The organism is Streptomyces sp. NPDC047043 (assembly GCF_040644055.1).
Classification (GTDB): domain Bacteria; phylum Actinomycetota; class Actinomycetes; order Streptomycetales; family Streptomycetaceae; genus Streptomyces.
In genome coordinates this window covers 11825-38649 of the sequence record NZ_JBEYVO010000059.1, presented here as the reverse complement: position 1 = coordinate 38649, position 26825 = coordinate 11825, and the positions used below count along the sequence as shown (strand labels likewise).

Genomic DNA, 26825 nt, shown 5'->3' with positions numbered 1-26825 from the left:
CGCGGCGGGCGCCCGTGGTCCTGGTGGTCCTTGTTGGACAGGGCCAGGGGGACGTTGACTCCGGCGTCGATGCCGACCTGCGGCCCCTGGTGCGGATCGGGGGCGCGTTGGAGGGTCTGGACGCGGAAGGCGATGTGCCAGCCCAACGCGTCCTTGACGAGGCGGGCGCCGGTGATCCGGTTCCCCTTGTTGGCCCGCTTGCCCACGGGAAGGTCTCTGGTCCAGCGGAAACGGACCCGGCCCACCTTGGGAAGGTTGACCACGCCCCACCGGCGGTGCACGCGGACGATGTGCAGATCCCGGCCCTGCGGAATGTCCACGGACATCGGCGCACGGAAGCGGCCCTTGAAGCTGGGCTCCTCGGCCCGTCCCTCCCAGCAGTTCACCCAGGCCCGGTGATACGTCTTCAAGACGGCCTGCGCGGCCTGAGCGGGAAGGGCGGCGAGGTAATCGAGGTCCTTGCGGGCCTGCCGTATCGCAGCGTCCGCGCCCGCCAGGGTGCGCTGGTCCTTGGGCATCATCTGCCACCAGGAGTGCAGGCAGTTCCACAGGTGCGGGCCGCGTGCGCCTGGTCATCCACGACGCGGATCTCGGCAGGGCTCAGTGCCAGTCGGGCGCGATGCCCGAACTGCCGCTTCACCAGACCGAGTTCGCTCATGACGATCACTCTACTACCGTTGGTTTATGTCACCACGCTGGAATCCCAACCCCGACGTACGCACCGGCCGTCACGTCAACTACCACCTGCACGTCCATTTGGTGTTCGTCACCAAGTACCGGCGCAAGGCCATGACGGACGCCATGCTGACGCGCTGTGTCACCCCCATTTCGAGACGGCCTTCACCATCCGGCCTGAAGGCCGGAGCACTGGCCAAGATCAAAGGTAGATCGCGGTCCCGATCAGGAACCACACGGCGAACCGCACCCAGGTCTGCCACTGCAGACAGGTGATCAGCCAGATCGAGGCGACGACACCCACCGCCGGCACGACCGGCATCCACGGCGTGCGGAACGTGCGCGGCAGCTCCGGCCGCCGGTAGCGCAGCACGATCACCGCCGTGCACACCACCACGAACGCCAACAGGATGCCGATGTTGGTGAGTTCGGCCGCCTCGCCGATCGGCAGGAACCCGGCGATGACGGCCGACGCCACCCCGACGATCCAGGTCACCCGCGTCGGCACGTGCCGCGTCGGGTGCGTCTTCGCGAACCACTTGGGCAGCAGCCCGTCACGGCTCATGCTGAACCACACCCGGGTCACGCCCAGCATGAACGTGAACATCACCGTGAGGATGCCGATGATCGCGCCCACCGCGATCACGTCCGCCAGCCCGCCGAGCCCCACCGACTTGAACGCCGTCGAGAAGCCGCTCTCCTTGTCGATGTCCCTGTAGTCCTGCATGCCGGTCAGCACCAGGCAGGCGGCCACGTACAGGACCATCGAGATGACCAGCGAGTAGATGATCGCCTTCGGCATGTGCCGCTGCGCGTCCTTCGACTCCTCGGCCGCCGTCGACATCGCGTCGTAGCCGAAGACCGCGAAGAACACCGTCGCCGCTCCGGTGAACGCCCCGCCGACGCCGTACGGGAAGAACGGGCTGTAGTTGCCCGTGTCGATGTGGAAGACGCCGACCGCGATCACCAGCAGCACGACCAGGACCTTCAGCGTCACGACGATCGTCTCGAAGCGGGCCGCACTGCGGATGCCGAGGTTGAGCAGATACGCGATCAGCAGGCACAGCAGGGCCGCGAACAGGTCGACCTTGTGCCCGCCGCCCGTACTCGGCGCGCCCAGCATCCACTTGGGCAGTTCGGCGCCCATGTCCTCGATGAGGAAGCTGAAGTAGCCCGAGATGCCGATCGCGACCACCGCCACGATCGCCGTGTGCTCCAGCAGCAGGTCCCAGCCGATGAACCAGCCGGCGAACTCGCCCAGCACCGCGTAGCCGTACGTGTAGGCGGAGCCCGCCTTCGGGATGAGTCCCGCGAACTCCGCGTACGACAGCGCGGCCGCCGCGCTCGCGACGCCCGCGATGAGGAAGGAGACGAGGACTGCGGGTCCCGCCGTACCGTTCGCCACGGTGCCGGCGAGGGTGCTGCGTTTTCTGGGGGACACACCCCCAGACCCCCGGTGCCCGCGCCGATGATGCCGCCTACGCCGATCGCCGTGAGCTGCCACAGCCCCAACGACCGGTCCAGCCGCGTGCCTTCGCCGACCTCCGTCTCCTCGATGTGCTCGATGGGTTTGCGGCGGAGAATGCCCTCGCCCACCCGGAGCCCGGCCATGCGCGTCACCTCTTCACGTTCGGCAAACGGCTGACGGCCGATCATGATGGCCCAGGAGCGCCCTCGGGGGAAGACGTCGCGCAGATACGTGGCGTGGCCATGTGCACTGAACGGCTGTTCAGGAGCGAGGGCCGCGGCGTAGTTTGGCGCGCAACCACTCGCATCGCTCGCGGAGTACCTCGAATGAGCAGCGACAAACAGACCCTGACGCCCCTTCAGACCTTCCGGCCACCGTCCGCCGTCCACGGCACGGACGCCGACCGGGCACTCGGCCGGGCACTGGTGGCGGCCTGGCAGGCGGACGGCATCTTCCAGATCAGCGCCACCGTGGCCCAACAGGCGGCCACCGAACGGGCGTTGGCCGCCTCCCGCGCCTTCTGCGCCCGCCCGCTGCAGGAGAAGGCCGCGCATGTCTCCGACCTCACCTACAGCGGCTATGTCGCCTCCGGGGAGGAGGAGACCGCGGGGGAGCGGGACGGCTCCGAGATCTTCACCGTCTGCCCCGACATCCCCGCCGACGACCCCCGAGTCGTCGAACACTGGCCCTGCCACGGCCCCGCGCCCTGGCCGTCACCCGACTATGCCCGCGCGATGAAGGACTACATGGCCGTGGTCGGCGAGTTGGGTCACCGTCTGCTGCAACTGACGGCCCTGGGGCTGGGGTTGGACGATTCCGACACCTTCACCCGCCTCACTGCCGACGGCTGGCACCACATGCGGGTCCTGCGCTTCCCGCCCGCCGACGCCACCTCCGAACGCGGCATCGGCGCCCACACCGACTACGGCCTCCTCGTCATCGCCGCCCAGGACGACGTCGGCGGCCTCTACATCCGCCCGCCCGTCCCCGGCGAGGAACGCGGCCGCAACTGGCTCCCCGACGAGTCCATGGCCGGCCGCTACGAACACGAGGGACCCTGGACCTACGTCACCCCGGTCCCCGGCGTCCTCACCGTCTTCCCCGGCGACATCATGCAGTTCATGACCGCCGGCGCCCTCCTGTCGACCCCGCACAAGGTCCGCCTGGCCGCCCGCGAGCGCTACACCCTCGCCTACTTCCACGAGCCGTCCTTCAACGCCGTGGCCCGCCCCCTGGCCGCCCCGGGCTCCGGCGACTACATCCACTACGGCACCCACTTCACCTCGATGTTCCGAAGGTGCTACCCGCTCCGCGTGACCACGGCCCGGATGGACCGGGAGGGTGGCCTGAAGGTCCTCACCCGCCTCCGCGAGGAGGCACTGCACACCAGCTGAAGTCCCATTCGTCAGGGAGTGACGGCATAACTCAGGTCCTGTACCGCGAGCGACTCGGGCTTCAGCCGCAGCCACGTCGTCCCGCGCCGTGCCGGGTCGTCGTACAGGTAACCCACGAACCGCTCGTCCCACCGAGTCTCGTCCGCCCCCAGATAGCGCACGAGCTTGCGCCGCCCGCGCGGCACGTCGAACGGCACGAGTTCGGCCCGCCCGCGGGCGATGACCTGCCGCACGAGCCCGGTCGCCGGCTCGCACTCGTCGACCACGAGCGCCACCGCCGGGTCGGCCGAGACGCGGTCGAACAGGCGCGCCCAGGGCCCGGTCAGGATCCAGAAGGCGCCCTCCTCCCACAGGAACCAGACGGGGCGGACCGTGGGCCCGTTCGTGGCGATGCGCGCGGTCAGCGGCCGCAGCAGAAAGGAGTCCACGTCGAAGGGGCGAGAAGTCATCGCAGCATCATCGAGTGGCTGTCGGGGCCTGTACACCGACCGAAGACCTAGGACCGCCCCGCGGAACCCCCGATATTGGCTTGCGCACCCACGCCCCCCGGGTCACCGTCTCCTGAACACCCCACGAAAGCGGAGAAGATGACCGAGCGGACCCACCCCGTCGACCACGAACTCATCCAGGCCGCTGCCCACATCGCCCGCACGCGCTGCCGGGGCGACAACCACACCATGGCGGCCGCCGCCCGCGCCCGGGACGGGCAGATCGTCACCGCGGTGAACGCCTACCACTTCACCGGAGGCCCCTGCGCCGAACTGGTCCTCATCGGTGCGGCGGCCGCACAGGGCGTCTACGAGCTGGAGACGATCGTCGCGGTGGGCGACCGGGACCGGGGGGTCGTTCCCCCGTGCGGCCGGTGCCGTCAGGTACTCCTGGACTACTTCCCCGCCGTCAACGTCATCGTCGGCGAAGGCGACCGCATCCGCACCGTCCCCGTCACCGAGCTGCTGCCCGAAAGCTACGTCTGGGCCGACCACCAGCTCGACCCCGAGTCCGCATGAAGAACCTGGACAGCCAGGTCGCTTACTGGAACGGCGTCGGCGCGACCAAGACGTTCACGCACCCGGTGGAGCACGGCTGGCTGGCCGAGATGGACCGGGACGCCCGGATTCTCGACTACGGCTGCGGATACGGCCGGGTGACGGCCGAGCTGACGGACCACGGCTTCAGCGAGGTCTCCGGGGTGGATCCGTCCCCCGGTCTGATCGAGCGCGGCCGCCGAGCGAGACCGGACCTGCGTCTCGACGTACTGCAGTCCCCGCCGACCCTGCCCCACGCCTCGGCGAGTCTCGACGTCGTCCTGCTGTTCGCGGTGCTCACCTGCGTCCCCGACGACACGGCCCAGCGGGCCCTCGTCGCCGAAGCGGTCCGCGTCCTGGCACCCGGCGGCCTGCTCTACGTCAGCGACATGCTCCTGCAGGACGACGAGCGAAACCGCGAGCGCTATGCCGCCCACACCCGCCGATTCGGCACCCCGTACGGGGTGTTCGCCACCGACGACGGCGCCGTGTGCCGACACCACGGCAGCGCAGAGTTGCGTGCTCTCCTGGCAGACCTCGACCTCGTGGCCGAGCGTCGGATCGACGTCGTCACGATGAACGGTCACCGGTCGCAGGGGATGCAGCTGCTGGCCCGGAAACGGCTGAGGCCTACGGCACCACCGTCACCGGCCACCGTCCCGCCTTGACCAGCCGCACCGCCACCGACCCCACGATCCGGTGCCCCGCCTGCTCGGAGGCGCCCACCACCACCGCGTCGGCCTTGAGTTCGTCCGCCGCCTTCACCAGACCGCCGTAGGGGTCGCCGCGGAAGGTGTGGAACTCCCAGCGGACGTCGAATATCCCCTTCATCCGCTCGGTCGCCTCGCGGATCTGGGCGACCAGGTCCTCGGCGATCTCGTCCGTCGTCTCGGCGACCGGCGCCCCCATCGCCGCGCCCGCCGCCAGCACCGGCTGGACGTAGACGATGGCGAGCAGGGCGTGCTGGCGCCGGGCCAGGCCACCGGCATATGCCGCGGCGCGGAGCGAGGAGTCGGAGCCGTCCACCCCGGCCATGATCACCTTCGGCCCGTCCGTACCCCGCTCGAACTGGTGCGAGTGCTGTTCCGTCACGGCTGTGAGGCTATCGGAAGCCGCAGGTCCCGCCGCCGTGCGGGACCGCTCAAGGGAACGCAGGGCGGTCGTTCGACGGGCGAGGCGGCCGGTGGCTTCCTACAGTCGGAACATGAGTGCCACCGCACAGGCCTCCCCGCCCAAGCAGACCGCGGGTCCGATACGCCCGCCCGGAAGCGGCCCGCTGAGCAAGGTGCCCGAAGTCTTCGGCGCCTTCTTCGGCGCCCTCGGACTGCTCTGCGTCCTGCTGGCCCTCATCCCGCCGCTGCGCGCCCTGCTGCGCCCGGTCGTCCGCTTCCTCGACCTGCTGATCGTCCCCATCAGCGCCAACCTCGCCTACGCCGTCTTCCTCTTCCTGCTGGCCGCCGCGACCGCCGCCCGCAAGAAGATCGCCTGGTGGCTGGTCGTCGTCTACCTGGGCCTGCTCGTCCTCGACGACATCCTCGGCGTGGCCCTCGGCCTGTACGCCGAGTCCGTCCCCTCGCTCGTCGTCTGCAGCCTCGCGCTGGCCCTGCTGATCGTCGCCCGCGGGGAGTTCTACGCCGCCTCCCGCCGCGCCGCCGTCCGACGCGCCCTCGCCGTGCTGCTGGCCGGGATCGTCCTCGGCATCCTCGTCGGCTGGGGCCTGGTCGAGCTGTTCCCCGGCACGCTGCCCCGGGGCCAGCGCCTGGCATGGGCCGCCAACCGGGTCTGCGGCGGCCTGGTCTCGGCCCGCTCCTTCGACGGCCGCCCGCCGCGTGCCCTGTTCTTCCTGCTCGGCCTGTTCGGCGCACTCGCCCTGCTGAACGCCGCCGCCACCCTGTTCCGCTCCCAGCGCATGGAATCCGCCCTGCACGGCGACGAGGAACCCCGCATCCGCGCCCTCCTGAAGGCCTACGGCGAGGAGGACTCTCTCGGCTACTTCGCCACCCGACGCGACAAGGCCGTGGTCTTCTCGCCCAGCGGCAAGGCCGCCGTCACCTACCGTGTCGAGGCCGGTGTGTGCCTGGCCAGCGGCGACCCCGTGGGCGACCGGGAGGCCTGGCCGCACGCCATCGCCGCCTGGCTGGACGTGGCCCGCCGCCATGCCTGGGCGCCCGCGGCGATGGGCGCCTCGGAGGACGGCGCCAAGGCCTTCGCCCGCTCCGGACTCGGCGCGCTGCAGCTCGGCGACGAGGCGATCCTGCCGGTGCCCGACTTCGACCTCGACGGCCGCGACATGCGCGTCACCCGGCAGGCCGTGCACCGCGTCCGCCGTACCGGCGCCACCAGCCGAATCCGCCGCCACTCCACCCTCACCGACGAGGAGATGGAGGAGATCGTCGACAAGGCCGACGCCTGGCGCGACACCGAGACCGAACGCGGCTTCTCCATGGCCCTCGACCGCCTCGACGACCCGGCCGACGGCGACTGCCTCCTCGTAGAGGCCCTCAGCGAGGACGGCCGCCTGCTCGCCCTGCTCTCCTTCGTGCCCTGGGGCCGCGACGGCGTCTCCCTCGACCTGATGCGCCGTGACCGCACCGCCCCCAACGGGGTCATGGAGTTCATGGTCGCCGAACTGTGCGCCGCCGCCCCGAAACTGGGCGTACGCAGGATCTCGCTGAACTTCGCGGTCTTCCGCTCGGCCTTCGAGGAGGGCGCCCGCATCGGCGCCGGACCGGTGCTCCGCCTGTGGCGGCGCCTGCTGCTGTTCTTCTCCCGCTGGTGGCAACTGGAGGCCCTGTACCGCTCCAACGCCAAGTACCAACCCGAGTGGTACCCCCGCTTCATCTGCTACGGCGACACCGGCTCCCTCGCCCGCATCGGCCTGGCCTCCGGAATCGCCGAAGGTTTCGTTTCGGTACCGACCCTGCGCAAACTCTGGGGAAAGGGGCACCCGAAGGGCGCGTCCAGGCCCGCGACGACCGAGGGCCTGCCGTCGCTGTCGGCGCTCGGCCTCGACGGAGGGGGCGAGGCCGGGCCCGGCGATCCGCATGCCGGCCTGCCCGAACAGGTCCGCATCCGGCACGGCACCCTCGACCGGCTGCGCGCCGAGGGCACCGACCCGTACCCCGTCGGCATCCCTCGGCGCACCCACGCGCTCGCCGACGTCCGCGAGGGCGAGCAGGTCACCGTCGCCGGCCGGGTCATGCTGGTCCGCGACTTCGGCGGCATCGTCTTCGCCGTGCTGCGCGACTGGTCCGGCGACCGTCAACTCGCCCTCACCCGCGAGGAGTCCGGCCCCGCCCTCGACCGCTTCACCGCAGACACCGACATCGGCGACCACATCACCGCGACGGGCCGGGCCGGCGTGAGCGACAAGGGCGAGCCCACCGTCTTCGTCACCTCCTGGCGGCTGATCGGCAAGTGCCTGCGCCCGCTGCCCGACAAACGCCGGGGTCTGGCCGACCCGGAGGCCAAGGTCCGCATGCGCTACCTCGACCTGGTCTCCAGCCCCGACGCCCGCCAGGTGATCCGCGCCCGCTCCACCGCCGTACAGGCCCTGCGCCAGGGCCTGTTGGAGCGCGGCTACCTCGAGGTCGAGACGCCGATGCTGCAACAGATCCACGGCGGCGCCAACGCCCGCCCCTTCACCACCCACATCAACGCCTACGACCTCGACCTCTACCTGCGCATCGCCCCCGAGCTCTACCTGAAACGGCTGTGCGTCGGCGGCCTGGAGAAGGTCTTCGAGATGGGCCGCACCTTCCGCAACGAGGGCGTCTCCTACAAGCACAACCCCGAGTTCACCATGCTCGAGGCCTACCAGGCCTTCGCCGACTACGACGTCATGCTCGACCTCACCCGTGACCTCATCCAGGGCGCGGCCACCGCCGCCTTCGGCACACCCATCGCGCGCAAGGACGGCAAGGAGTACGACATCTCCGGCGCCTGGCCGGTCAAGACCGTCTACGGCGCGATCTCCGAGGCACTGGGGGAGGAGATCGACGCGGACACGGAACTGCCGGCGCTGCTCGCGCTGTGCGACCGCGCCGGTGTGCCGTACACGGTGGACGACGGCCGGGGAGACGTCGTACTGGAGATGTACGAGCGCCTGGTGGAGGAGAAGACCCAACTCCCCACCTTCTACAAGGACTTCCCGACCGACGTCTCGCCGCTCACCCGCCAGCACCGCACCGACCCGCGGCTCGCGGAGCGCTGGGACCTGGTGGCCTTCGGCACCGAACTCGGCACCGCCTACTCCGAGTTGACCGACCCCGTCGAGCAACGCCGCCGCCTCACCGCCCAGTCGCTGCTCGCCGCCGGAGGAGACCCCGAGGCGATGGAGCTGGACGAGGACTTCCTCGACGCCCTCGAATACGCGATGCCGCCCACCGGAGGCCTCGGGATCGGCGTCGACCGGCTGGTCATGTTCCTCACCGGCCTGACGATCCGGGAGACGCTGCCGTTCCCGCTGGTGCGCCGCCGCTGACCACTTCAGTGCAACAGGTGCAGGTCCTCTCCCCAGGAGTCGAGAACCTCACCGTGCCCGGCGGCCCGCGCGGCCTGCTCGATGCCGCCGAACAGGGAGCGCTGGGTGTGCGGGTCGCCGTCGGCCAGGATCCGTCGCAGCACCGGCAGCAACCGCTCGACACTCCACCGGTCGTCACCGAGCGGCTGCCGTTCCAGCTCCCACCGAAGGTATTTGTTGTACGGCCGCACCCGCCGGTGCAGGGCGAAGAGCACCTCCAACGCGTACGGGACGCACTCGGCGGCGTCCAGATGACCGACGGCGTCACGGCCGTCGCGGTAGCTCTTCAGCGAGCGGTAGGTCTGGTTGACGTAGGCGTCGAGATAGCCGTCGACCGCGGTGCGTGCCTCGTCGTCGTCCAGGGTGCGCTTGCGGTCGAGGATCTCGGCGATCTCACCGTCCAGCCGGTCGAGCAGCACGCGGGCGTGGACGTACGAGTACCGGCTGAAGGCGTCCGGGCTGCCGGGCATGCCACGGCGCCGGAACTCCTCGAGCGTGAGGACCACCAGGTCCAGATGGGCGGACCGGAACCAGTCCAGCTCGCTGAGCGGCGAGGCGTCGCGGTCGCGCAGGACGACGTGCAGGTCGTAGTCCGAGTGCACGGTCGGCATGCCGTCGTGCACCTGAGAGCCACTGAGGACCAGACCGACGACACCGGGGTCGCCGCCGGCAAGCTCGACGAAGGCCTTGAGGGTGGCGTCGGCGGTGGCGCCGGGAACGGGAGGGAGTGCGCGCATGATGATGAACTCTCCGTGCGGAAGCGGGGCGTGTGCGGGAGCGGCAGCGCGTTTGGCCACCGACCGCGATGACGGACCGGTTCGCGTCTGCGGTGTCCGGGACACCGCACGGGAGATCACCTCACGGCTCCGACGCTACTCGTGAACGGCCGTCTGCCGAAAGTGAATTGAGGGCGCTGCGGGCCTGCCGGTCCGGCCGACGTGTCGGAGGGTCGCCGGGCAGCTGCCGGCTCGGGAGGCGGGCGGCCCGGGAGTCCGCGGCCTGGATGTCTGCTGGGCTCGCCATGCCGCCGTCCGCCGTCGGGCCCGTGCTGCCAGGCTCGTCCCGCGGTTCGGGGCCTCCCGCCGTCCAGTTGCCCGCGGTCTCGTCCCGCCGCCCGGCGGCCACCGCGCTGCCGTTCCCCCTCACCGTCCCGCCGTCCCGGACCCAGGAGCTACCTCGCCGAGCTGATCCGCAAGACCCGCCTCGGTCACATCGCCCGCAGCGCCCGGCAGTTGCCCCAACCGGTGGTCGCCGTGGCCTCTGCCCCGGCAGCCCACCCCCCCCGGTCGCTCCACCCTCCACGCCCGCCCTTCTACGCCCGCCGCCGATGCGCCACCGCTGAGCCCGCTTCTTGGGCCGGGCAGGTGTTTTCCTGCCGCCGGTCCGGTGTCGGTGGGGTGCGGGCGGCTTCGGTCGGGCGACTGATGAGTCATGAAGAAGGATCAGTTGCTCACGCGGCGCCGGGCGTTGATCGGCGGCGTCGCCGCTCTGGGCGCGGCCGGGACCGCCGGTGTGCTCGCGCTGGGCGGGGGCGACGAGCCGGTCCGGCCCGCAGCCCCCGCCGCCGGCCCCCAGGCGAGCCCCACGCGCACGCCCTCCGCCTACCGCCTCCAGCCCATGGGCGGCTACGATCCGCCACGCGCCGTCCCCGAGCCGACGCTGGTGCGGCACGAGCCGTTCCTGCGCGTGTCCGGACGCGGTCGCACCATGGTGCTGACCTTCGACGACGGGCCGGATCCCCGCTACACCCCGGCGATCCTGGACACCCTGGCCGAGTACGAGGTCCGGGCCATGTTCTTCGTGTGCGGGGAGATGGCCGTGGACAACCAGGACCTGCTGGCCCGGATGGCCGACGAGGGCCACGTCGTGGGCAACCACACCTGGTCCCACCCCCTGCTGACCCGCCTGACCCGCGCTCGGATCCGCTCGGAGATGAAACGCACCAGTGAAGTCATCGAAGACGCCTACGGCGAGCGGCCCCAGTGGTTCCGCGCCCCCTACGGCGCCTGGAACCGCGCGGCCTTCCAGCTCGGCGCCGAGCTGGGCATGGAGCCCCTGGCCTGGACGGTCGACACCGAGGACTGGACCACCCCCGGCACCCGCACCATCGTCCGCCGCGTCGAACACGGCGCCGCCCCCGGTGTCGTAGTGCTGTCCCACGACGCCGGCGGCAACCGCTCCCAGAGCGTGCGGGCGCTGCGCCGCTATCTGCCGTACCTGCTGGATTCCGGCTACCACATCACCGTGCCGAGACGGCGCTACGCATAGTCAGTGGGGCCGGGCACGGGGAAGCGCGTCTGCAGGGGCGCCGACAAGAACAAAGGCAAGGAGTTCACACACTCCTTGCCACTATCAAGATACAGCGCACAGGGGGGCTTGCGGCAAGGCCCCCCTGATGCCGCAGAATCTCCGGCCGAGGGCCAGAAGCTGCGGAAATGGGGGATTCACGAAGTGCGTGTGCTGTTGATGACGTATGGGTCGCGCGGGGACGTCGAGCCGGTGACGGGACTCGCGGTGGCGTTGCGGAAGCTCGGCGTGCAGGCGCTGGTGTGCGCGCCGCCGGACGAGGAGTTCGCGAAGCTGCTGGCGGGTGCCGGCGTGGAGCATGTGCCGTTCGGGCCGTCGGTGCGTGCGCTGGTGACGGGGGCGACGCCGCCCTCACCGGAGCGCGCGTTCCAGCTCGCGCCCGAGCTGGTCGCCGCACACTTCGACACGGTCGCCCCGGCGGCCGAGGGGTGTGACGCGCTGGTGGCGACCGGCCTGATGCCGGCCGGGGCGCGGTCGGTGACCGAGAAACTGGGCATCCGCTATGTGTTCGCCTGCTTCCACACGGTCGGTCTGCCGTCCTCGCACCGCCCGCCGGCGCAGCGGCCGGGCCGGCCGAACCCACCCGGTGTGACCGACAACAAGGCGCTGTGGGACCTCGACGCCGAGCGTGTGAACGCGCTGTACGGCGCGGCCCTCAACACCCACCGGGCGGCGATCGGCCTGTCACCGGTGGACAACGTCCGCGACCATGTCTTCACCGACCGGCCGTGGCTTGCGGCCGACCCGGTCCTGGGCCGATGGCAGGAGATGACGGATCTCGACCTGGTGCAGACGGGGGCGTGGACGCTGCCGGACGAACGCCCGCTGCCGGACGAGCTGTTGGCGTTCCTGGAGGCCGGGGAACCGCCGGTGTACGTGGGCTTCGGCAGCATGCCGATGCGCGGCTCGACGGACCTCGCCGAGACCGCCGTCCGGGCGGTGCGCGCGCAGGGCCGCCGCGTGCTCGTCGGGCGCGGCTGGGCCGACCTGGCCCCCGCCGACGACCTCGCCGACTGCTTTGCCGTCGGCGAGGTCAGCCACCAGGCGCTGTTCCGCCGGGTGGCCGCCGTCGTGCACCACGGCGGCGCGGGTACGACGACGACAGCCGCGCAGGCCGGTGCGCCCCAGGTGGTCGTACCCCAGATCGTGGACCAGCCGCACTGGGCGGCCCGGGTGGCCGATCTGGGCATCGGCGCGGCACACGACGGCCCGACCCCGACCGTCGAGTCCCTGTCGGCCGCGCTCGCGGTGGCCCTGGACCCGGGGACGCGCACCCGGGCGAGTGCCGTCGCCGCCAGTATGCGCACCGACGGGGCGGCGGTGGCCGCGCAGCTGCTCCTCGACGAGATCAGCCGGGAACCACGGCCCGTGTCCGCGTGAACCACGCCGGACCGCCGAGCCGGAACGCCGCCGGCCCACCCGCCTTGCCGCGCGCAACGGTCGTACGCGACCTCAGATCGGAGTCAATCGCAGTGAATTCCCTGACCACCAGCGCGTTCGACCTTCCCGACCGCCTCTCCGCCAAGGCCGACCCGGCGCTGATCGCCGACGACGAGCGGTACTTCGAGGCCCTCGCGGAGTGCCTCGAGCAGTCGATCGCCGAGGTGTCCGACAGTCTCGACGCCGCGCGCCGGGCACCCGGCGGGCTGGGCCGGCAGGCGATGGACCGGGACGTGGAAATCCACCGGCTGACCGCCCGGCTGCGCACGCTGCGCCGCTTCGGTCTGGACCTGTGTCTCGGCCGCATGGTCGGCACGGACGGCTCGGAACCGGTGTACGTCGGACGGCTCGGTCTCACCGACAGCACGGGCCGCCGGCTGCTGGTCGACTGGCGATCGCCCGCGGCCGAGCCGTTCTTCGGAGCCACCCACGGCAACCCGATGGGCCTGACGAGCCGCCGCAGATACCGCTGGAGCGGCGGCCGGATCAGCGACTACTGGGACGAGGTCTTCACCCCGGACGGCCTCGAACGGCGTGCCGCGCTCGACGACCAGTCCGCGTTCATCGCCAGCCTGGGCACCGACCGGTCGCCCCGGATGCGCGACGTGCTCGGCACCATCCAGGCCGACCAGGACGCCATCATCCGCGCCGGATCCCGCGGCGCCCTCGTCGTCGACGGCGGCCCGGGCACCGGCAAGACCGTGGTCGCCCTGCACCGCTCGGCCTACCTGCTCCACTCCGACCCGCGCCTGGGTCACCGCCGCGGCGGCGTGCTGTTCGTGGGCCCGCACCGGCCCTACCTGGCCTACGTCTCCGACGTCCTGCCCAGCCTGGGGGAGGAGGGTGTGCAGACCTGCATCCTGCGCGACCTCGTCACCGAGGGGGCCGCAGCGGCCGTGGCAAGTGATCCGGAGGTGGCCCGGCTCAAGTCGTCCGCGGATCTGGTGAAGGCGATCGAGAAGGCCGTCCGGTTCTACGAGGAGCCGCCCGCCAAGGGGATGACGGTCACGACCCACTGGTCCGACATCCGGCTGAGCGCCGCCGACTGGGCCGTGGCCTTCGAGGCGGCCGAGCCCGGCACTCCGCACAACGAGGCGCGCGACCAGGTCTGGGAGGAGCTGCTGACGATCCTGGTCGACAAGCACGACGACCAGGCCTCGGCGCAGGACGGCGACGTCTCGCCCGAGCTGCTGCGCAGGTCGCTGACGCAGAACAGGGAGCTGTCCACCGCCTTCAACCGCGCCTGGCCGCTGCTCGAGGCGGCCGACCTGGTCGGCGACCTGTGGTCGGTGCCCGCCTACCTGCGGATGTGCGCGCCCTGGCTCGGCCGCGACGAGGTGCGGCTGCTGCAGCGCGCGGAGCCCCAGGCCTGGACGGTGTCCGACCTGCCGCTGCTGGACGCGGCACGGCAGCGGCTCGGCGACCCGGAGGCGGCCCGGCGCAAGCGCCGGCACGAGGCCGTCCTCGCCGCCCAGCGTGAGCGCATGGCGCAGGTCGTCGACAACCTGATCGACGCCGCGGCCGACTCCGGCGCCGACGGAGACGAGGGCGAAGGCCTGGTGAGGATGTTGCGCGGGGAGGACGCCAAGGTCAGCCTGGTCGACGAGTCCGAACTGCTCACCACGGACCCGGACTTGCTGGCCGGCCCGTTCGCGCACATCGTCGTGGACGAGGCCCAGGAACTCACCGACGCGGAGTGGCAGATGCTGCTCGCGCGCTGCCCGTCCCGCAGCTTCACCATCGTCGGGGACCGCGCCCAGGCCAGGCACGGGTTCACCGAGTCGTGGCGGGAACGGCTGGAGCGGATCGGCCTCGACCGGATCGACCTGGCCTCCCTGAGCATCAACTACCGCACGCCGGAAGAGATCATGGCGGAGGCCGAGCCGGTCATCCGGGCCGCACTCCCGGACGCCAACGTGCCGACCTCCATCCGCAGCGGCGGCGTCCCCGTCGTGCACGAATCCGTCTCGGAGTTGGACCCGATCGTCGACACCTGGCTCGCCGCCCACCCGGACGGGATCGCCTGCGTCATCGGCGACCCCGCTTTCCCTACGACGTCCCGGGTCCGGTCCCTGACTCCGGAACTGTCGAAGGGGCTCGAGTTCGACCTGGTCGTCCTCGTCGACCCGGAAAGGTTCGGCGAGGGCATCGAGGGAGCGGTCGACCACTATGTCGCGATGACCCGGGCGACCCGGCAACTCGTCGTCCTCACCAGCTCCTGATATCGCTCCCGCCCGGTCGGGGGCCGCTCAGCGGCCCTCGACCAGGCGGGCGAACACGACGACATTCCCGTCGTAGCCGTGCTGCTTGGAGAAACCGCCGCCGCACGTGATGATGCGCAATTCCGGGGTCCCCTTGGAGGCGTAGACGCGGTCGCCGGGGAAGTTCTTCTTCTCGAAGACCTCGATGCCGTAGACCTCGAAAACGGCCGTCTTTCCGTCCTTGCGTGCGACCTCGACGCGATTTCCCTTCTTCAGGGCCCCCAGTGCGTAGAACACCGCAGGGCCCTGTTTGTTGTCGACGTGGCCGACCACGACCGCGGTGCCCTTCTCGCCGGGGGAGACGGCGCCGGTGAACCAGCCGGCCAGGTTCGGGTCCTCCGGCGGCGGCGCCCCGACCCAGCCGTCCGAGTCCAGACCGACCGGCAGGACCGGTGCGTCGACCCGGATCGAGGGGATCCTGACCCGGTCGGGCAGGGCGTACGGCAGCGGCTGGACGTTGGCGAAGGTGCCGCCGGGGACCCGGCCGTCCGCCGCCGCCACGGAGGCGGGCTGCGGCGGGCCCACGTCGAACTCCCCCGAGCCGTTCCGAATGAGCGCGAGGCCGGTGAGCAGAACAAGCGCTATCACGCCCCAAGGAGCACGCTTCTTGCGCCGCTCCTCCTCTTCGGCCAGTTCGGCGAAATCGGACGCAGACATTCGTTTCCCCTCTCGACGCGGCCGTCGCCCCGTCATACGCGCATACAAGAACGCTAATTGCCGCTGATGAAACCGGCGACGGGGCGGATGCGAACGGGTGGCCCGCGCTTCTTTGGTGCGCCATCCGAGTTGCCGCGGGCAGGAAATTTCCTACGGTGCGTGACCTGCGGCGATATCCGATTGTGAGGTTGTTGCCCGGCGTGTCCTCTCACCAGGACGGACCATCGCCGAAATGCGGGCGCGTGCAGGGCAACTGAGGGTCTTTCTGGGAGGCGCTTTCTCGCCGACAGACCGGGGAAGGGCCCCGGGGCGTCTTCCGCGGAGGATCACATGAGAACTCATCGCGCCCTGGCGGTCTCTGCCGCCGCGGTCGCCACCCTCGCCCTCGCCGCACCGGCGGCCGTCGCGCGGGACGGCATCAACGTCAACCCCAGCAACATCGTCGCCCTGCCCAGCGTCATCGCCCGCGGCGGGCAGCTGACCATCACCGTCGACGGCTGCCCGATGGGCGGCACCGCCACCTCGGACGCGTTCGCGCCCACGCCGCTGACCCCGGTCACGGGCACCCAGACGGCGAAGGGCACCGCGACGGTCAACCGGAACGCCAGGAACGGTTCGCACAGCATCACCGTCAACTGCAGCGGCAAGAGCCTGACGAACCCGGCCGCCTTCACCGTCATCGGCGGCGTCCAGGGCGGTCTCGGCGGCAGCAGTTCCAGCGGAGCGACGCCGACCGACATGGCCATCGGCGGCGGACTCGTGGCCGCGGCCCTCATCGGCGGCGGAGTGTTCTGGATGCGGCGGAGGTCGGAGAAGCGGATCTGACCCTTCCGCTTCTTCCGGCTTCAGACCCTTTCCGAGAGCATGTCGCACGTCCCCTTCGGGCGGCGGACCGCACGTCGAAGACCTTCGCCCCGGATCCTCCGAGGAGGATCCGGGGCGAAGGCCGGGCGCCGTACGTCAGGCGCCGTCCTCGCCGCTGCGGCGGCGCGAGAAGTGGTACGCCGCCCCGACCGAGCCGGCGATCAGCGCCGCGCCCATCCCGATCTCCTTCAGGTCGAATCCGGCGATGCTGCCGCCGGCACCGGCGTGCACCCCGCGGTTCGGGTTGAACGGCAGCGGTGTGGGGCGGTGGTGGTCCGGGCGGCCGCCGCCGGCGATGGTCAGATCCGTCGAGCCGCTCACGCCGTCACAGGTGAACGTCACCCTGTAGACCGCGCCCCGCTTGGCGTCCCAGTCGACCGTTCGCATCGCCGCGGAGTGTCCCGGCCGGATGGTGGCCGTGTCGAACACCGGCGAGGTGACCGTCACCGGCCCCCGGCAGTTGTGGTCCCGGTTGACCTGCAGGGTGACCTGGCCGCCGGCAGTGACGGTCGAGGGGACGACGCTGAAACCGAACGGCGTGATGTTGTGGCCGTCGCCGTACGCGACGGCGGCCGGTGGGGAGAAGGCGAGGGCGCTGATGCCCAGCAGTGCGGCCGAAGCGAGGCGTATCGCACGCATGGCGGTTCCTTCCGTCCCGAGGAGCAGCTGCGGACCTGTTCCGCTTGGGGCAGAAATGCACCTCGATGAACGAAACGCTAGGAACATGCATGCGTCTGCGCGATTGCAGTAGTGCGAATGGGGCAACCGTGTGGGCCACCCAGGGGACGTCGACGGCGCGGCGCGCGTCCTCTCGGTGGCCCGTCGGGGTGAGGGCCCGTCAGACCTGGATGTGCGGGAACAAGTTCAGGAAGGGCGAGGCCGAGGCCGTGATGCCCCGGGTGTAGGGCGCGTCGAAGTCCCAGATCAGGAAGAGCAGGAAGGCGATCAGGGCGGAGAACAGCCCGGCGAGGACCAGTTCGCGCATGGTGCGCCGGATCTGCAGCGCGAAGACCATGCCGATGGTGACGATGGCGCCGGACAGCAGCCCGAACCACACCACGCCGGGCATGGTCGCCCCCATCGAGTCGGCCCGGGCGCTGCGGGCCTCAGCCGCCGCGGCGACCTGGTCGAGGAGCGGCTGGTAGGCCTGGGCCTCGAAGTCCGTCCTGGGCTGGTAGTCGGTGACGTCCTGGCGGATCCGGTCGAAGAGCTCGTCGCCGCGCGCCGTGAGATGGCCGTCGTTGGTCATGGTCTTCCACTCGGTGTGTACGACGTGTCCGACATAGGCGTTGACGTCGTCCCGAATGCGGTCACGGGCGTCCGTCGGATAGACCCGCACCCGCTCGGAGATCTCGTGCAGCGCCACGGCCTCCGCCTGTACGTGGTCCTGGGCGGCGCTGCGGCCCTCCCACACCCCGGCGATGGCCAGACCCAGGACGATCGCGTATACCACGCCGATCCACATCGTCATGTACTCGATGACGTCCGGGGTCTCGCTGGTGTCCTCGTCGTGCGGCGCGGCGCGGTGCCGTACGACGGTGATGACGACGACCACGGCGCAGGCGGCCAGCATCGCGAGGGTGAGAACAAGCCATTCCGGCAAGAGGTGCCTCCAGGAATCATCGCGGGCGCAGCGCGGCGACGGCGATCACGGCGGGCGCCGTGATGAGCAGGACATAGGTGACCGGCGACGGACCGCCGCCCGTCGGCCGTTGGGTTACCGGCGCCCGGTATGCCGGATAGCTCACCGGGCTCGCGGACGGACCGGGGGCGGGCTTGACCGGCGGCTTCAGGGCGGGTGTCGCGGTCGGGGCGGGCGTCGGAGTCGGCGTGGGGGTCGGCGCGGGCGGGGGAGTCGGGCTCGGGCGGGGTGCCGCGGGCCGCGGGGCGGGTGGGCGCGGCGGCTCGGGTTTCGGCGTGGGCGTGGGTGTGGGCTTCGGTGTTGGGGTCGGTGTCGGAGACGGTGCGGGCTTCGGCGCGGGCGGCGTGGGGGTCGGCGTCGGCGTGGGTGTCTGGCACACCGGCGGGATCGGCCAGCCGGGGGGTCCGGCGACCGCCACCGCCTCGGTGCCGTCGGGGCCGGCCGAGGCGTATGCGCAGGCGTCGGCCGTCGCCGTGCCGGCCGGTGCCCCCACCAGGAGCCAGGTCAGCGTCACCAGCGCCAACACCCTTGCGGCGAAGGCGGTTTGGGTCGGTTCGGGTCCATGCACGACGAAGATCATGAGGCCTGGTGCGCCGGGCCGCGCCGGGGCACCGCCGGGATTGGCCCGAACGGGGGATGGGGGGCGTACGGCGGTTTGATCCGCGTGCGCCCGCACGGTGGTAGATGCGCACGCATGTGCGAGAAGGCGCACCGGTGGCACAGGTTCCGGAAAGAAATTTGTGAGGCGGTTGAACACAACCGCAGGTCTCATGCGTACCCATGCTCGTGCGGCGACGCAGCAGGGCGCTGCAACACCTTTGCGATTATGGGGAGTTGACGATGAACACGTCCTGGCGGAGCGCCTCACTCGTGGCAGGCGCCGCGGCTTTGCTGGCCCTGACGACGGCGTGCGGTCAGGAAAGCAGCACCTCGGGAGTGGGCAGCCAGAACGTGGGCGCCACTGCCGCGGCCGGCGACTACGGCAGCGTGGGCGCCGGTACGAGTGCCAGTGCCAGCCCCAGCAACGGTTACGGCGCCGACGGTCAGAACTCCGGGGCCCAGTCCTCGGCCGCGGGCAAGCTCGCCGTGACCCAGAACGCCGAGCTCGGCAAGGTGCTGACCGACGGCAACGGCATGACCCTGTACCGCTTCGACGAGGACACCGCCGAGCCGCCCAAGTCCAACTGCGACGGCGACTGCGCCAAGGCCTGGCCCGTTGTTGCCGCGGACGATGCCACCGCCGGTGCCGGTATCGACAAGGCCCTGCTCGGCGAGGTCACCCGGGCCGACGGCACCAAGCAGCTGACCATCGGCGGCTGGCCGGCGTACCGCTATGCGAAGGACACCAAGGCCGGGGACGTCACCGGTCAGGGCGTGGGCGGCAAGTGGTACGCGCTGGCCCCCGACGGCAAGAAGGCCACCCTTGCGAGCCTGCCCGGCCTGTCGGTGCGCAACGACCCCAAGCTCGGCAAGATCGTCGTGGACAAGAACGGCATGACGGTCTACCGCTTCCTCAAGGACGTGGCCTGGCCCGACCCGATCTCCAACTGCACCGGCTCCTGCCTGGAGAAGTGGCCGGCGGTCGCCCCGGTGAAGGCGGACGACACCAAGGGCATCGAGAAGAAGGGCCTGATGGGCTTCACCCGGCCCGACGGCGTCAAGCAGATGACCGTCGACTGCTGGCCGGCGTACACCTTCTCCGGTGACACCAAGCCCGGAGACACCAACGGTCAGGGCGTGGGCGGTACCTGGTACGCCATGTCGCCCGACGGAAAGCCGGTCGGCGCGCCGAAGAAGTGAGCGTCACCTCCCCAGGGTTGATCCCACCGGACAGCGCGCCCGGCCCAAGTCCGCCCCCTCCGCACCGCACGGAGGGGGCGGACCCCTTTTGTCGTTCTGCCGTTTTGTCGCCGAGGGTCCGGGGTCCCCCGGCGGAGTCGCTGATGTCACAGCCCCGGAAAGGCGCAGTAGCGGGCGAATGCGGCACGTGCCGTTGGCAGTGACCGGGAACGGACGGTCAATTTCCGTTTCGGCTCGCCCCGTTGGCGGGCGATCAGTAGCCTCAGCTCGAACACCGGATCGCCTACGCCTTGGAGAGATAGATGGAGCGTCCCGCCTGGGCCCCCCGGAGCATCGACATCTCGGTGCCGAGCGTCTCGCGGATCTACGACTACTACCTGGGCGGTTCGCACAACTTCGAGGTCGACCGGGACGCGGCCCGCAAAGCCATGGAGTTCATGCCGGGACTGCCGAAGATCATGCAGGCGAACCGGGCGTTCATGCGGCGCGCGGTGCGGTACGCGGTCGGCGAGGGCATCACCCAGTTCCTGGACATCGGTTCGGGCATCCCGACCTTCGGCAACGTCCACGAGGTGGCCCAGGCGGCGAGCCCCGGCGCGCACGTCGTCTACGTCGACCACGACCCGGTCGCGGTCGCGCACAGCCAGGCGGTCCTGGACGGCAACGAGGACGCGGCGGTCGTCGCCGCCGACCTCCGCAAGCCCCAGGAGATCCTCGCCAGCGCCGAAGTGGAGCGACTGATCGACCTGAACCGGCCAGTGGGGCTGCTTCTCGTTGCCATACTGCACTTCGTGGAAGACGAGGACGACCCGTACGAGGCGGTGGCCCGGCTGCGCGAAGCGCTCGCGCCCGGCAGCCTGCTGATCCTCACCCATGCCTCGTACGAGGGAATCCCGCTCCCGCAGGAGCGGGCCGTGGGCACGGTGGACGTGTACAAGGACATTCGCAACCCGCTGATCATGCGCTCGCGCGAGGAGATCGCGCGGTTCTTCGAGGGGTACGACATGGTGGAACCGGGACTGGTGCCGATGCCTCACTGGCGGCCGGAGACGGCTCCGGACGACGAGGATCCGTACGCCTTCTCGGGGTTCGCCGGCGTGGGGCGTACGGCGTGATCGCGGAGCCGGACGAGCCGGAGGACAGACTGCGCAGGTTCGCGACGATCTGGAGCCGGGCCGTGTTCCCGGTGACCTCCACGTCGCTGACCCGGCCGGAGTTCGAGGAGGAACTCCTGCCGCTGGCCCGGCGGTTGAGCGAGGCGCTGCACGCCAGGACGCTCGATGCGGACGAGGGCCGGGCCGTCGGTGCCGCGCTCGTCGGCGCGCACTGCACCGACCCCGAGGCGCTCAGCCGCACCCTGGACTGCGTCGACGCCTATCTGGTGCTCTACTGCGGCGAGGGCGGCGACCGCGAGGAGTTGCGGGCGCGTTCCGGGCGGCTGCAGCACGTCATGGCCGCCGGGTTCGCGCAGGCGCTGCGCGAGCGGACGCTGGCCGAGCAGGAGGCGATCTCCGCGGCCGCCCTCAAGGCGCAGGGCGTGGTGGCGCAGGCGCTGCACGCGACCGAGGCCCGCTTCCGCGCCGTCTTCGAGGGCGCGGCCATAGGAATCGGCATCGCCGACCTGCAGGGCAACATCCTTCAGGTCAACGGCGCGCTGCAGCGCATGTTCGGCCTCCAGGAGACCAACTTCCAGGCCCGCAACGTCAAGGACTGGACCCACCCCGAGGACGCCCCGCAGACCTGGACCCTCTACGACGAACTCGTCCGCGGCGAGCGCGAGCACTACCACCTCGAGAAGGCGTTCTACCGGCCTGACGGAACGGTCCTGTGGACCAACCTCACCGTCTCCCTGCTGCGCGACGCGGACGGCAACCCGCAGTACCAGCTCGCCCTCATGGAGGACACCACCGAGCGCCGCCTGCTCAACCTCCGGCTGCGCTACGAGGCGACGCACGACGCGCTCACCGGCCTGCCCAACCGCACCTTCTTCTTCGAGCGCCTGGAGAAGGCGCTGGGTGCCGGACAGGGCCAGCGGTTCGGCCTGTGCTACCTCGACCTGGACGGCTTCAAGACCGTCAACGACAGCCTCGGCCACGCGGCCGGCGACCGGATGCTCGTCGAGGTCGCCGACCGGCTGCAGGCGTGCGCGACCGCGCCCGGCGAGATGGTCGCCCGGCTCGGCGGCGACGAGTTCGTGGCGCTGACCACCGGCCCCGACACCGAGCGCGAGGTCGACGAGCTCGCCGGTCGCATCATGAACGCGCTGGTCACCCCGGTCAGCATCGACGGCCGCGAACTCACCGTGCGCGGCAGCATCGGCATCGTCGAGGGACCGGCGGGGGAGCGCAGCCCGGCGGAGGTGCTGCGCAGCGCCGACATCACCATGTACCGGGCCAAGTCCGCGGGCGGCAACCGCTTCGAGCTCGCCGACGAGGAGGCCGACGCCCGCGCCATCACCCGGCACGGCCTCACCACCGCACTGCCGACGGCCCTGGACCGGGGCGAGTTCTTCATCGAGTACCAGCCGCTGGTCCACCTCGGCGACGGCAGCGTGCGCGGCGCCGAGGCCCTGGTGCGCTGGCTGCACCCGCAGCACGGTGTCCTCGGCCCGGACCGCTTCATCCCGCTCGCCGAACACACGGGCCTGATCGTCCCGTTGGGCCGCTGGGTGCTGGAGCAGTCCGTCCGCCAGGCCCGCGAGTGGCGAGAGCGGTACGACGAGGCGGGCCCCCTGCGCATCAACGTCAACCTCTCGCCCTGCCAGCTCACCCACCCCGGCCTGGTCCAGGACACCGTCGACATCCTGGAGCGCGCGGGCGTCGCACCGGACGCGCTCTGCCTGGAGGTCACCGAGTCGGCACTGATCGGCGCCGACGACGACCTGTTGAAGCCCCTGCGCCGCCTCGCCGAGATGGGCGTCGACATCGCCCTCGACGACTTCGGCACCGGCTACTCCAACCTCGCCAACCTGCGCCGCCTGCCGGTGAGCATCCTCAAACTGGACCGCTCCTTCACCCAGAGCATGCAGCAGTTCCCCGCCGACCCCGTCGACCTCAAGATCGTCGAGGGGATCGTTTCGCTTGCCCACAGCCTGGACCTCGCGGTCACGGTCGAGGGCGTCGAAACCGGCGCCCAGGCCGAGCAGTTGCGCATACTGGGCTGCGACACGGCCCAGGGCTGGTACTACGCCCGCCCGGGCCCACCGGACCGACTGCACGAACTGGCGCTGGTGGACGCCACGGGCTGACGTACGGCTGCCGACTGGCCGACCGGGTCGGCTCCGGCGGCATGGGCGAGGCGTGGTCGCACTTACGCGCTCCCCAGCTCCGCATGCCTGACCGAGATCCGGGGGGCCGCCGGCCCCGCGACGGCCAGCGCCGCCCGATAGCCGTCCGGTACCGGCAGATCGCGTACCGACCAGGCGCCCGGGATCCGGCCGGACGGATCGCGGACGGCGTCGGTGAGCACCGTCAGGGCCAGGCCCTGGGTGAGGCGTGCGCCGGCGGCCTTGACCACGGCCTCCTTGCGGGTCCACAGGCGCAGGAAACGTTCGGCGCGTTCCGTGGGGTCGGCGGGCGCAGCCACGAAACGGGCCTCGGACGCGGGGAAGAAGCGCTCGGCGAACGGCTCGACCGGCAGGCCCGGCCGCAGCCGGTCCACATCGACCCCGACCTCGGCGTGCCGGGTCACCGCCACCAGACCGAGCTCACCGGAGTGGGAAAGGTTGAACCGCAGCTCGGAGCCGCCCGCGAGCCGTGGCTTGCCTTGAGGTCCTCGCTGCAGGCGCAGTTCCTCGGGAGGAACATCGAGGCAGCCGGCCAGAATCAGCCGCACTGCTCCATGGGCGATGATGAAACGCCTGCGGTCGGTCTCGAAACGACAGCGGCCGGCGCGCTCGGCCTCACGCTCCGACAGAATCCGGGACAGCGTCGCCACCGCGGCCGGCGGCCCGTCCAGCGGCACCGTCCACACGTCCACCCGAGGCCCGTCCGTGTCGGAGTCGTCTGTCCCCACCACCCCGGCGACGTTGGTGGGCAGTGGCTCGCCGCCGACGACGAGGTCGGCGTCAATCACGGCGGAGGCTTCCCTGGACCAGGCCGGTGAACAGGTTGAGCTTCTGGATGTTGCCGGTTCCCTCCATGAACTCCACACCACGGGCGTCCCGGGCGAGCTTGTCCAGCAGGGGGTGGTCCAGGCGGGCGCCGGGGCCGAAGTAGCCGAGCGCTTCGAGCGTCGCCTCCTCGGCGAGGCGCGACGCGCGTGCCTTCGCCGCCGACGCCAGGTAGCCGGCCGCCGGCTCGTTGTCGTCCACGGCGATCGCCGACCGCCAGATGAGCTGCCGGAGTTCCGTCAGGCGGAGGGCGAGACGGTCGAGTTGGTGACGCTCGGTCGCGCTCAGGGTGCGCCGGTGGTCCAGGACGTACTCGTACGCGGCCCGCGCGATGCCCAGACCGAACGCGGCGACGCCGGGGCGCAGGCGGTTCAGCCCCTGCACCGCGCTCCACATGCCCCGTTGGGTGGCCCGCAGATGCCTGCCCAGCACCTGGCCGGCCGGCACACGCACGTCGTCGAGGGTGACGGCGGTGATGCGCAGGCCGCGCAGCCCGATGGTCTCCAACGGCTCGGCGGTGAATCCTGCGGCCGAGGTCTCGATGAGGACCGCGATCACCCCGAGCGGTCCCGGACGGGTGCGGGCGAAGACGATGCCCAGGTCGGCGCGGGCCGCATTGCCGATGTAGCGCTTGGCCCCCCGGAGCACGAAGTGGTCGTCGCCGTCCGGGACGAGTGCGGTGCTCATCGCCCCCGCGTCCGAGCCGCGGTCCGGCTCGGTCAGCGCGAAGAAGGTCCACGTGGGCTTCTCCATGACCCGGCTGTAGAACCACTTCTTCTGCTGTTCGTCGCCCATCGCATCGACCAGCACGCCCGACATCACCGGCCCCGGTGACGCCAGCAGCATGCCGGCGTCGCCGGCCGCCGCCTCCTCGGCGAAGACGACCCGTTCCAGGGTTCCGGTGCCGTAGAAGCGATGCCCGTCGATGACCAGCGGGTCGGGGTTGAACTCGGGCGGCACCGTCATCCTCGTCAGGTACGACACGATCGCCACGTCCAGATGGCGGTGGATGGCGTCCGGGTCCTGGTCGAGTTCCAGGGCGAGGGGCTTGAGTTCCTGTGCCCATGCCCGGGCCTGGCGCCGGATGGCCAGCGTCCTGTCGTCCAGCTCGATCATGCCGCTCCCTCGTGCTCTCCGGCGCGGGCCGGGCCGAAGTAGACGTCGGCGATCAGCTCGGACACCCGGGCGACCTGGCCCGGCCCGTCCGCCAGGAAGCTGACGGCGCCGAGCAGCCGCAGCAGCATCCGGTCGGTCTCGGTGATCTGGGCGTTCAGGCCGGCCAGGACGCGGTCGTCGAGGTCGCCCGGTGTGGCGCCGTCCAGCATGGTCGCGATCTCCAACTGCTCGATCACCGCGTCCGCGACGCCGCCCTTGACCATCTGCTGGTGGAGCAGCTTCGCGTCGCCGACGGTACGGCCGCCGAGATGGGCGAGGACGGCGTCGAGCAGCCGCTCGGAGAGGCCGAAGCGCAGGCAGGTCACGCCCAACGCCCATGCCGCCCAAGGGCAATCGGATCCGCTGGGTGGTTCGGCGCGGCTCCGCAACGCGACGATGGTGGCGTCCTCCACCGTCATGGTCGCCAGGACGTCCCCGGCACCAGCGAGGTCGGCGGGCGCCACCACGTGCCCGCCCGGCCCGCGGGGCGGTGCGCCGTCGCAGACGGTCTCGCACAGCAGGGACAGCGCCGGGACGAGGCCGTCGTGGCGGGCGGTCCGCCGGTACCGGATCCACTCGTCGGCGGCGGCCGTGCGGCCGGTCATGTCCCCTCCTCGAGATCCAATGTGGTCATGCACAGGTAGCGCAGCGTGCTGTCGTATTCGGCTACGACCAGCCGGCGGGGCCCGTCCTCCGCGACCTCGGGGAGCAGGTCGGCCAGGGCCGACCAGGGGCCGGTGCACGGTCGGCCCGGCGGCGCGGGCCGTACGTCGATGCCCGGCCCGAACCGTTCGGCGTCCAGGCCCTGACCGGTGACGAGCGTGACGGGCCGGCAAGCACCGCCGCCGTCCGGCTCGTTGAGCATCGCGTCGAGCGTGGTGCGGACCTCGTCCGGCGCGACGTCGGCGAGTTGCCGCGTCACCGGTTCGCCGGCGCGGCCCTCGGGGCCGAGGAGCAGCGCCACCGCGCAGTCCTGCTGCGGCACGTCATGTGCCCCCGCGGTGTCGTACAGGAAGGTCCGCTGATCGAGCAGGACGACCAGGGCGTGCCGGAAGGCGTCGGCGGCGGCGTACTCCGAGACCAGACGCAGGGCCGTGAACCCGGCGGCGGTTCCCTGGTCGGAGAGGTTGAAGGCCAGTGGGTCGCCGGGCAGCACATCGGCGAGATGACAGGACGTGGAGCGGCGTGGATCGGCGTCCGGGGCGGTGTGGGCCACCAGCACCAGATCCAGGGGTTCCTCCAGCGGGGGCAGGTCGGCGAGGAGTTGTTGGGTCATCTCGATGAAGGTGTTGCGCTCGCCCCGCTCCAGAAGCTCCGGGCGGAACTCCACCGGGTACGGGCGCACGAGGTCGGCCTGCAGTCGGCCCAGGCTCGGCTCCAGCGGATCGGGCAGGAAGGGCCTGCCACCGGAGAAGGTCCGGCTGACCAGACGCGACAGGCGCAGCGGCGCCCGCCGGGCAGGCGCCGGTGCGCCGACCGGGCCGGGGGACGTCGTGAGGTACAT

General features: G+C 71.2%; 22 protein-coding genes and 3 pseudogenes. 12 read left to right on the top strand and 13 right to left on the bottom strand.

The window, feature by feature from the left end; translation table 11 throughout:
- Positions 1 to 658, bottom strand: a pseudogene (locus ABZ880_RS52045) (RNA-guided endonuclease TnpB family protein); the annotation flags it as partial.
- Between the two features lie 26 nt (positions 659 to 684).
- On the opposite strand from ABZ880_RS52045, the pseudogene ABZ880_RS52040 reads away from it, so the two are divergent.
- Positions 685 to 816, top strand: a pseudogene (locus ABZ880_RS52040) (IS200/IS605 family transposase); the annotation flags it as partial.
- 61 nt (positions 817 to 877) lie between these two features.
- Here ABZ880_RS52040 and ABZ880_RS52035 read toward each other — a convergent pair.
- A pseudogene (locus ABZ880_RS52035) lies at positions 878 to 2286 on the bottom strand (amino acid permease).
- A 183-nt stretch (positions 2287 to 2469) separates the two neighbouring features.
- On the opposite strand from ABZ880_RS52035, the gene ABZ880_RS52030 reads away from it, so the two are divergent.
- Entirely contained in the window at positions 2470 to 3537 is a 1068-nt protein-coding gene (locus ABZ880_RS52030; RefSeq protein WP_361278480.1) for a 2-oxoglutarate and iron-dependent oxygenase domain-containing protein, read from the top strand.
- Between the two features lie 11 nt (positions 3538 to 3548).
- Here the strand turns inward: ABZ880_RS52030 and ABZ880_RS52025 are convergent, their stop codons facing one another.
- The gene (locus ABZ880_RS52025; protein ID WP_361278477.1) at positions 3549 to 3986 is read right to left on the bottom strand and encodes a pyridoxamine 5'-phosphate oxidase family protein; all 438 of its coding nucleotides are present in this window, start codon (positions 3984 to 3986) and stop codon (positions 3549 to 3551) included.
- Between the two features lie 138 nt (positions 3987 to 4124).
- Between ABZ880_RS52025 and ABZ880_RS52020 the strand changes: the two genes are divergently transcribed.
- Complete coding sequence (locus tag ABZ880_RS52020; RefSeq protein ID WP_361278475.1) at positions 4125 to 4544, top strand: cytidine deaminase; 420 nt, start codon at positions 4125 to 4127, stop codon at positions 4542 to 4544.
- Positions 4541 to 5230: a class I SAM-dependent methyltransferase gene (locus ABZ880_RS52015; protein ID WP_361278473.1), complete on the top strand. Its 690-nt coding sequence runs from the start codon at positions 4541 to 4543 to the stop codon at positions 5228 to 5230. Before ABZ880_RS52020 ends, ABZ880_RS52015 begins: the two co-directional genes overlap by 4 nt.
- Here ABZ880_RS52015 and ABZ880_RS52010 read toward each other — a convergent pair.
- On the bottom strand, positions 5193 to 5654 hold the full coding sequence (locus ABZ880_RS52010) for a universal stress protein (protein ID WP_361278471.1): 462 nt from the start codon (positions 5652 to 5654) through the stop codon (positions 5193 to 5195). The two genes, ABZ880_RS52015 and ABZ880_RS52010, sit on opposite strands and share 38 nt — an antisense overlap.
- A gap of 112 nt (positions 5655 to 5766) precedes the next feature.
- Here ABZ880_RS52010 and lysX point away from each other — a divergent pair, with 112 nt between their 5' ends.
- Positions 5767 to 9045: a bifunctional lysylphosphatidylglycerol synthetase/lysine--tRNA ligase LysX gene (gene lysX / locus ABZ880_RS52005; RefSeq protein WP_361278469.1), complete on the top strand. Its 3279-nt coding sequence runs from the start codon at positions 5767 to 5769 to the stop codon at positions 9043 to 9045.
- A 5-nt stretch (positions 9046 to 9050) separates the two neighbouring features.
- Here the strand turns inward: lysX and ABZ880_RS52000 are convergent, their stop codons facing one another.
- Complete coding sequence (locus ABZ880_RS52000) at positions 9051 to 9821, bottom strand: hypothetical protein (protein WP_361278467.1); 771 nt, start codon at positions 9819 to 9821, stop codon at positions 9051 to 9053.
- Between the two features lie 694 nt (positions 9822 to 10515).
- Between ABZ880_RS52000 and ABZ880_RS51995 the strand changes: the two genes are divergently transcribed.
- The 3 genes from ABZ880_RS51995 (at position 10516) to helR (ending at position 15053) form a co-directional block, all read left to right on the top strand.
- Positions 10516 to 11352 (top strand): polysaccharide deacetylase family protein, encoded by an 837-nt coding sequence (locus tag ABZ880_RS51995; RefSeq protein WP_361278465.1) that lies wholly within the window; start codon positions 10516 to 10518, stop codon positions 11350 to 11352.
- A 183-nt stretch (positions 11353 to 11535) separates the two neighbouring features.
- Positions 11536 to 12771: a glycosyltransferase gene (locus ABZ880_RS51990; RefSeq protein ID WP_361278463.1), complete on the top strand. Its 1236-nt coding sequence runs from the start codon at positions 11536 to 11538 to the stop codon at positions 12769 to 12771.
- A gap of 92 nt (positions 12772 to 12863) precedes the next feature.
- Positions 12864 to 15053, top strand: a complete 2190-nt coding sequence (gene helR / locus ABZ880_RS51985) for an RNA polymerase recycling motor ATPase HelR (protein ID WP_361278461.1) — start codon at positions 12864 to 12866, stop codon at positions 15051 to 15053.
- 27 nt (positions 15054 to 15080) lie between these two features.
- Here helR and ABZ880_RS51980 read toward each other — a convergent pair whose 3' ends face one another.
- A complete protein-coding gene (locus ABZ880_RS51980) occupies positions 15081 to 15749 on the bottom strand; it encodes a class F sortase (RefSeq protein WP_361278459.1) in 669 nt (222 codons plus the stop codon).
- Between the two features lie 330 nt (positions 15750 to 16079).
- Here ABZ880_RS51980 and ABZ880_RS51975 point away from each other — a divergent pair, with 330 nt between their 5' ends.
- Positions 16080 to 16574: a hypothetical protein gene (locus ABZ880_RS51975; RefSeq protein ID WP_361278456.1), complete on the top strand. Its 495-nt coding sequence runs from the start codon at positions 16080 to 16082 to the stop codon at positions 16572 to 16574.
- A 135-nt stretch (positions 16575 to 16709) separates the two neighbouring features.
- On the opposite strand, the gene ABZ880_RS51970 is transcribed toward ABZ880_RS51975, so the two are convergent.
- The 3 genes from ABZ880_RS51970 to ABZ880_RS51960 form a co-directional block, all read right to left on the bottom strand.
- A complete protein-coding gene (locus ABZ880_RS51970; protein ID WP_361278454.1) occupies positions 16710 to 17252 on the bottom strand; it encodes a hypothetical protein in 543 nt (180 codons plus the stop codon).
- A 199-nt stretch (positions 17253 to 17451) separates the two neighbouring features.
- Complete coding sequence (locus ABZ880_RS51965; protein WP_361278452.1) at positions 17452 to 18216, bottom strand: DUF4239 domain-containing protein; 765 nt, start codon at positions 18214 to 18216, stop codon at positions 17452 to 17454.
- 16 nt (positions 18217 to 18232) lie between these two features.
- Positions 18233 to 18823, bottom strand: coding sequence for a hypothetical protein (locus ABZ880_RS51960; RefSeq protein ID WP_361278450.1), 591 nt, complete (start codon positions 18821 to 18823; stop codon positions 18233 to 18235).
- A 272-nt stretch (positions 18824 to 19095) separates the two neighbouring features.
- Here ABZ880_RS51960 and ABZ880_RS51955 point away from each other — a divergent pair, with 272 nt between their 5' ends.
- The 3 genes from ABZ880_RS51955 (at position 19096) to ABZ880_RS51945 (ending at position 23302) form a co-directional block, all read left to right on the top strand.
- Complete coding sequence (locus tag ABZ880_RS51955; RefSeq protein WP_361278448.1) at positions 19096 to 20055, top strand: SCO0930 family lipoprotein; 960 nt, start codon at positions 19096 to 19098, stop codon at positions 20053 to 20055.
- Positions 20056 to 20357: 302 nt separating this feature from the next.
- Positions 20358 to 21170, top strand: coding sequence for an SAM-dependent methyltransferase (locus ABZ880_RS51950; protein WP_361278445.1), 813 nt, complete (start codon positions 20358 to 20360; stop codon positions 21168 to 21170).
- The gene (locus ABZ880_RS51945) at positions 21167 to 23302 is read left to right on the top strand and encodes an EAL domain-containing protein (RefSeq protein ID WP_361278442.1); all 2136 of its coding nucleotides are present in this window, start codon (positions 21167 to 21169) and stop codon (positions 23300 to 23302) included. Before ABZ880_RS51950 ends, ABZ880_RS51945 begins: the two co-directional genes overlap by 4 nt.
- Positions 23303 to 23364: 62 nt before the next feature.
- Here ABZ880_RS51945 and ABZ880_RS51940 read toward each other — a convergent pair whose 3' ends face one another.
- The 4 genes from ABZ880_RS51940 to ABZ880_RS51925 are packed head-to-tail and all read right to left on the bottom strand — an operon-like array spanning position 23365 to position 26825.
- Positions 23365 to 24129 (bottom strand): 4'-phosphopantetheinyl transferase superfamily protein, encoded by a 765-nt coding sequence (locus tag ABZ880_RS51940; protein ID WP_361278439.1) that lies wholly within the window; start codon positions 24127 to 24129, stop codon positions 23365 to 23367.
- Positions 24122 to 25282 carry an acyl-CoA dehydrogenase family protein gene (locus ABZ880_RS51935; protein ID WP_361278437.1) on the bottom strand — a complete coding sequence of 387 codons (1161 nt, stop codon included), beginning with the start codon at positions 25280 to 25282 and terminating at the stop codon, positions 24122 to 24124. Before ABZ880_RS51935 ends, ABZ880_RS51940 begins: the two co-directional genes overlap by 8 nt.
- Positions 25279 to 25926: a hypothetical protein gene (locus ABZ880_RS51930; RefSeq protein WP_361278434.1), complete on the bottom strand. Its 648-nt coding sequence runs from the start codon at positions 25924 to 25926 to the stop codon at positions 25279 to 25281. Before ABZ880_RS51930 ends, ABZ880_RS51935 begins: the two co-directional genes overlap by 4 nt.
- Positions 25923 to 26825, bottom strand: a complete 903-nt coding sequence (locus ABZ880_RS51925; RefSeq protein ID WP_361278432.1) for a hypothetical protein — start codon at positions 26823 to 26825, stop codon at positions 25923 to 25925. The genes ABZ880_RS51930 and ABZ880_RS51925 overlap by 4 nt, the downstream gene beginning before the upstream one ends.